The following is a 6,000-nucleotide window of genomic DNA, read 5'->3' as shown; positions in this document are numbered from 1 at the left end:
AGGCGGTATTTCAGCCGAGAGTCTATGGCTAAACTAACCGGCAACGACGAACAACAATTGCTGGCGCCAACGTCAGTTTTGCATAAATAGCAGACACTGGGTGGTTGCACTCAATTTACACCTCTTGACGGGACACTACCCTCATGAGTTGAGTCCGTATAAGGTGTAAATTCAGTGGACGCGCTGGGTGACATAACGTGAAAGTGCCACCTCGTCCCTCTTTGGTAGAATGAGTTTGCTGAGAACTAATCTACTAGGAGGAATACAATGATGAGACTGTGGATTAACTAAAATACAACTTGGTTTGATTGTTTTGATGAATTTCGGTATTGTGAGGAACGATTTCAGCTTACAGGATATTCTTGGGTGTTGCCTTCGGAGAATGGCTGAAGGTCTTTTGATTGAGCATGACCACATGGTACGGGTTGCGAATCATCTTGGGGTTTTCGTTGTCTGTGAAGCGAATAACGAATCATGAATTCAACTGATTACAAGTCCATGGGGTTCATGAGACTTTAGCTTCGTGGAATGACACGGATGTCGAGGAGGTTTTTCTGATTTTCCAAAACTTAATACCAGAATGGCTGTCGAATGTCAGGAAGGACTTGTTGGCTGGCATAGCCGTTGCATTTGCGTTGATTCCTGAGGCAATTGCGTTTTCTATGATTGCAGGCGTCAATCCGATGGTCGGGTTAGACGCGGCGTTTATCATCAGTATCGTCGTGTCTATCTTTGGCGGGCGTGTGGGGATGATATCTGGTGCAACGGGTCGACTGCCTTGTTGATGGTGTTGTTGGTGAAGAACCATGCGTAATGGCATCGGCGTAATGTCAACAGAAGCCCTTTTGGGTTTCTGTTTACCTTCTGCATAGATTCCTGATACATTGAACATAGGATTGATTCATCACTATCTTAAGGATAAGGGGATCACAATGATGGCGAAGCGTGAAACTGCTTCAGCAAATCGCCGAATGGAGATTATCTCTGCGGCGATAGAGGTCTTTGCCGAAACGGGATATTATCGAGCGACTACGATGCAAGTGGCGAAGCGGGCAGGGATATCTCAACCGTATATTTTTCGCTTTTTCGCAACGAAGGAAGAACTGCTGCTCGCAGCACTCGAGGTTTCTTGGCAAAGAATCGCAGATGCTTTCCGCCAGGTAATCGCCACTACGCCGTCCAGTCAGTTGGAGCAGGTATTGATTGAGGCGTATGAAGATATCATGCACGCGAACCGCTCGGAGATACTGCTGCAAATGCAGGCTCAGACAATACCAGAGGAGTCGATTCGGGTGGCGATGCAGTCGGGAGTTAGGGATATTCGCCGGATCGTATTGGAGGCATTCGAGAATGGCGGCGTAGCGAATCCAGTGGAGAAGACGAAGCTTTTTATTGCCAAGGGGATGTTGTGCAACATTTCGATGGCGTTGGACATGCCTGAGCTCATGGGGGAGTAACCAATAGCAGTTGAAGAATGTTTTGTTCAAATTTTGTGATTGATGAATCACTCACAAAATTGTATAGTTGAGTTGTGGCTTCGTTATTGATGAATCACTAAACATGGAGGTCGATATCCTTGAAGAGGGCGATTGTGATTGGAGCAACGGGCGGCACAGGTGCTGCTATCGTGGAGGAGTTGGTCCAGCGGGGCATGCAAGTGACAGCTTTTGGTCGTTCCCGCGCCAAGTTAGAGCAGATAGCGACACAATTGGGGAATCCCAAGCACCTGACCATCGCGATTGGGGACGCATTTCAGGCAGACGACATCATCCAGGCTTCAAGCGAAGCGGACGTTATGTTTCATTGTGCGAACGTGCCTTATCATGAAATGGCAACGCGTTTGCTGCCGCTGGGGGAAGCAGTCATGCGGGCGGCTGACCAGATCGGTTTGAACGTGGTAGTGGTTGACGGTATTTATCCTTATGGAAGAAGGCAAGCGGAGTTTGTGACTGAAGATCATCCGAAAGAACCTCACACGCGAAAAGGTCGGATTCGGTTACAGTTTGGTCAGATGATATTCAGTAACCGTTGGAAAAACGCACGACCACTCATTGTTCGCCTGCCGGATTATTACGGCCCTACGGCGAACCAAGCTTCGTATTTGGGCGGCACACTCAACGCGATAGCCAAGGGGAAGTTGGGCTTTTTCATCGGGAATATGCGTGTGCCACGGGAGTATGTGTATTTGCCGGACGCAGCCAAGATGGTCGTAGAAATTGCGCGGAATGGCCAGGCCTACGGTCAGGAGTGGAACATTCCTGGGGCTGGTGTCATCCCGGGGAGGGAAATCGTGCGGATTGCGCGTTCCGTGGCGGGATCGACGAAACCTGTCATTCCATTGGGGAAAATCGATTTATCCATTTTGGGGCTGTTTGTTCCAGCCATGAAGGAAGTGGTGGAGATGTTGTACCTAACATCGGAGCCGCTTCGTTTGAGTGGGGAAAAGTATGAGCGGTGTATCGGCCCAGTTCCGGCTACTCGTTTTGAGGAGGGCATTGCTGCGACCGTACTTCAGCTGAAAGGTAAGTGAGTGTCAGCCGAAGAAAACCGTTCTGGAATGGGCTCGAATTACGACATACGGAAGCTTATTCGGGAAGCATGCCTTGCCGGCTGGCTGCGCGTCCTCTGCTTTTACACACACGGTGTCAAAAGAAAATAAGGTGTTGACTATCTACCTACTAGTAGGTATACTGCGATCAGAAAGACGAAGCGCTTAGCCGCTGGTAGGTAGACAAGTGTTGTAGGGCGTATATTTATCACTTATATCTACCTACTAGTAGGTTAAAACAGGAGAAGAAGGAGCATGAACATGACAAAACAGGTGACGTTAGAGGCGGCGGCTCAGAAATTTGTACAGGATACTGCAAATCCTCCATATTTGTTTGATTTAGGTCCAGTGGAGGGTAGAAAGACGGTTGACGCGGTTCAGGCTGGAGAAGTCTACAAGCCGCCTGTGAATGTGGAGGAACTTGTGGTTGAGGGCGGACCGACCGGACAAGTGTCGGTAAAGATATTGAAGCCGAAAAACACGACGGACGCGTTGCCGGTCATTCTATATATTCATGGTGCGGGCTGGGTGTTTGGGGATGCGCATACGCACGATAGGCTGATTCGTGAGCTAGCTGTTGGTGCAGAGGCTGCGGTTGTGTTTCCGAATTACAGCTTGTCTCCCGAGAGTCGGTATTCGACTGCAATTGAAGAAATTTACGCAGTGCTTGAGTGGATTGCGAACAACGGAGCGACGTATGGCTTTGATGTGAATCGCATTACGGTCGCTGGTGACAGCGTGGGAGGCAATATGGCAGCAGCTATCACGTTGATGGTGAAAGCGCGAAAAGGGCCTCAACTGGATAAGCAGTTGCTGTTCTACCCAGTGACGGATGCCGCATTTGATACGGAGTCTTATCATCAGTTTGCCACGGGCTACTTCCTTCGCCGGGATGCAATGCAGTGGTTTTGGGATCAGTACACCACCAATCCGGAAGAGCGGGCACAGATTACGGCTTCTCCGTTGCGTGCGACGACAGAACAGTTACAAGGGTTGCCGCCTGCATTGGTGATAACGGCAGAGGCAGACGTTCTTCGCGACGAAGGCGAAGCATACGCTAATCAACTGCGGGAAGCGGGGGTACCGGTTACCGCTGTGCGCTTTCAGGGAATTATCCACGATTTTGTCATGCTGAATGCGCTTGCGGATACACAGGCAGCCCGAGGCGCCATTGCGTTGGCAAACACCTGGATAAAGGCGTAATGGGCTGATATCACCATTTGGTTGATGTACGTTGATAGTAAATTGACAAGTTTTATCGCGGAGAGTACAGTTCGACACGGGGTCTTGAAAATGAATCGTGCGCAAGAGATTAAACAGGTCGCTCATCAACTGATGCTGGAGAAAGGGTATAGTGGGTTTAGTTACGCCGATATCGCTACCGTGATTGGCATTCAAAAGGCGAGCATCCATTACCACTTTCCGAGTAAAGATAATTTGGTCCAATCCGTGTTGCAAGACTATCGCCGGTCAGCCAGCGACAGTCTCCGCAAGTTCGAGGATACAGCTGCTAATCCGCGGGGGAAACTCGAGAATTACTTTGCGTATTGGGCGGATAGATTAGCGAATGAGCCAACGCATATCTGCCTGTGTGCGATGTTGGCATCAGAGAATTCCATCCTCCCAGAGGAAGCACAATGTGAAATCCAAGCGCACTTCGAAGAGATGCGGAAGTGGATACAGTCTGTCTTGCAAGAGGCGCAGGAACAGGGCATGCTTTTCCCAAGTCATTTGTCACTTGAGGCGGAAGCCGCATCTATCTTGGCGGTTGTGCACGGCGGTATGCTCGCAGCGCGGGCGTATCGCGACAAGCAGCAATTCACCATGGTTACAGAGGCCCTGCTTCATAAAATCATGCGTCATCAAGCGTAAATAGATAATAACGTGTGCAGGCTTCGCCTTTGTGCGGGGCCTGTTTTGGTGTGTGCGATTTTGAGAATGTACTGCTTTTATGCTGAACTTTCTTACAGGCTAGTCTATAATACTGTGGCATATAAAAGCTAACGGTTACCGTGTGTTGTTTAAAGGGCGTGCATAGATGTTTAAACGGTCATCGGATTCGGTGCTCAATCAACCGTCTTATACGAATTATTGGGTTTCTAGAATCTTATCTAATACCTGTTTTCAGATGCTCTCCGTGGCGATTGGGTGGCAGATGTATGCGCTGACGCACAGTGCATTTAGTCTCGGATTTGTCGGGCTCGCCCAGTTTCTCCCGATGGTTGTGCTGACGTTGGTGGTCGGTCACGTGGCGGATCGATTTGACCGTCGGGTAATCACGCTCTTGTGTCTCATCGTTGAGGCCATGATTGCGGCGTGTCTGTTCGCGGAGACATTTGTCGGGGCATTGGAGAGATTTCAAATCTTGTTGTTTGCCGCGGGATTGGGCGCGTGCCGTGCATTCGAAGGTCCTGCGTCTTCCGCTTTGTTGCCGCAAATTGTGCGGCAGGATTTGGTTCAACAGGCCGTTGCATGGACGACTTCTGGCGGACAAGCGGCGCAGATTTTGGGGCCTTCACTTGGGGGCGTATTGTATTCGTTGGGACCGAATTATGTTTACAGTACGGTCACGGTGGCGCTTGTCGTCGCGAGTATTCTGAACGGTTTCATTCGCGTGGAGAAGACCATCCGTGTGCACAAACGCGTGTCAATGCAGTCCTTGTTTGAAGGGTTGGTCTTTGTCTATCGACATAAGGTGATTTTAGGGACGATTTCACTAGATTTGTTTGCTGTATTGTTAGGGGGCGCGACCGCGCTTTTACCGATATTTGCGCAGGACATATTACATACAGGCGCATGGGGATTGGGCTTGATGCGTTCAGCACCGGCGGTGGGTGCACTTTTGATGTCCATCGTCTTTGCCTACTATCCATTAAAGAAAGCGGTTGGAATGACGTTGTTTGGCGCGCTGGCTGTCTTTGGCTTGGCCACGATGTTGTTCGCGGTGTCGACGCACCTCGTCGTTTCATTGATTGCGTTGTTTCTCGTCGGTGCTTCCGATGTGGTCAGTGTCGTCATTCGTTCTTCCCTCGTTCAGTTGCAAACTCCGGATGAGATGCGGGGCCGTGTAAATGCAGTCAATTCTCTGTTCATTGGGACATCGAATCAACTTGGCGAGTTTGAATCGGGGATGGTCGCAGGGTTTATTGGGGCCGTTCCTGCGGCACTGATTGGTGGGCTTGGAACGTTGGTCGTTGCGGGGATATGGATGTACCTCTTCCCTTCCATCCGGCGCATCCGCTCCCTCTCGGAAGCGTAACAAAAGGAACCGTCGCAGATCTTATCTCTGGCGTGTTTGCGCGCTTCGGTCGCTTTTCACCAGTGTGTCGGTGTGATACTCTATTGCTGGATCGACGAACCATGTTTGGAGTCGTCGGTTCTTCCCTTGTTACATCTATGTTCTACCTGTCCGTGTGAATTATCACCAGCCGAACCGCTGCTTCGTACGCAAA

The 6,000-nt window shown here is 50.1% G+C and carries 5 protein-coding genes and 1 pseudogene; all 6 read left to right on the top strand.

All coding sequences use genetic code 11. The annotated features are described in order from the left end of the window. Positions 1 to 554 precede the first annotated feature (554 nt). Positions 555 to 808: pseudogene (locus tag J3482_RS16770) on the top strand (SulP family inorganic anion transporter); the annotation flags it as partial. Between the two features lie 127 nt (positions 809 to 935). Beyond that, positions 936 to 1,457: a TetR/AcrR family transcriptional regulator gene (locus tag J3482_RS16765; protein ID WP_021297075.1), complete on the top strand. Its 522-nt coding sequence runs from the start codon at positions 936 to 938 to the stop codon at positions 1,455 to 1,457. Positions 1,458 to 1,576: 119 nt separating this feature from the next. Beyond that, positions 1,577 to 2,530 (top strand): SDR family NAD(P)-dependent oxidoreductase, encoded by a 954-nt coding sequence (locus J3482_RS16760; RefSeq protein WP_206922771.1) that lies wholly within the window; start codon positions 1,577 to 1,579, stop codon positions 2,528 to 2,530. A gap of 279 nt (positions 2,531 to 2,809) precedes the next feature. Continuing rightward, positions 2,810 to 3,751 (top strand): alpha/beta hydrolase, encoded by a 942-nt coding sequence (locus J3482_RS16755; protein WP_206922772.1) that lies wholly within the window; start codon positions 2,810 to 2,812, stop codon positions 3,749 to 3,751. 90 nt (positions 3,752 to 3,841) lie between these two features. Further along, the gene (locus J3482_RS16750; RefSeq protein WP_206922770.1) at positions 3,842 to 4,420 is read left to right on the top strand and encodes a TetR/AcrR family transcriptional regulator; all 579 of its coding nucleotides are present in this window, start codon (positions 3,842 to 3,844) and stop codon (positions 4,418 to 4,420) included. Between the two features lie 166 nt (positions 4,421 to 4,586). Continuing rightward, positions 4,587 to 5,807: an MFS transporter gene (locus J3482_RS16745; RefSeq protein ID WP_146824715.1), complete on the top strand. Its 1,221-nt coding sequence runs from the start codon at positions 4,587 to 4,589 to the stop codon at positions 5,805 to 5,807. Positions 5,808 to 6,000: the final 193 nt, after the last annotated feature.

Source organism: Alicyclobacillus suci, assembly GCF_017329615.1.
Classification (GTDB): Bacteria; Bacillota; Bacilli; order Alicyclobacillales; family Alicyclobacillaceae; genus Alicyclobacillus; species Alicyclobacillus suci.
This window is presented reverse-complemented; position numbering and strand designations above follow the sequence as displayed.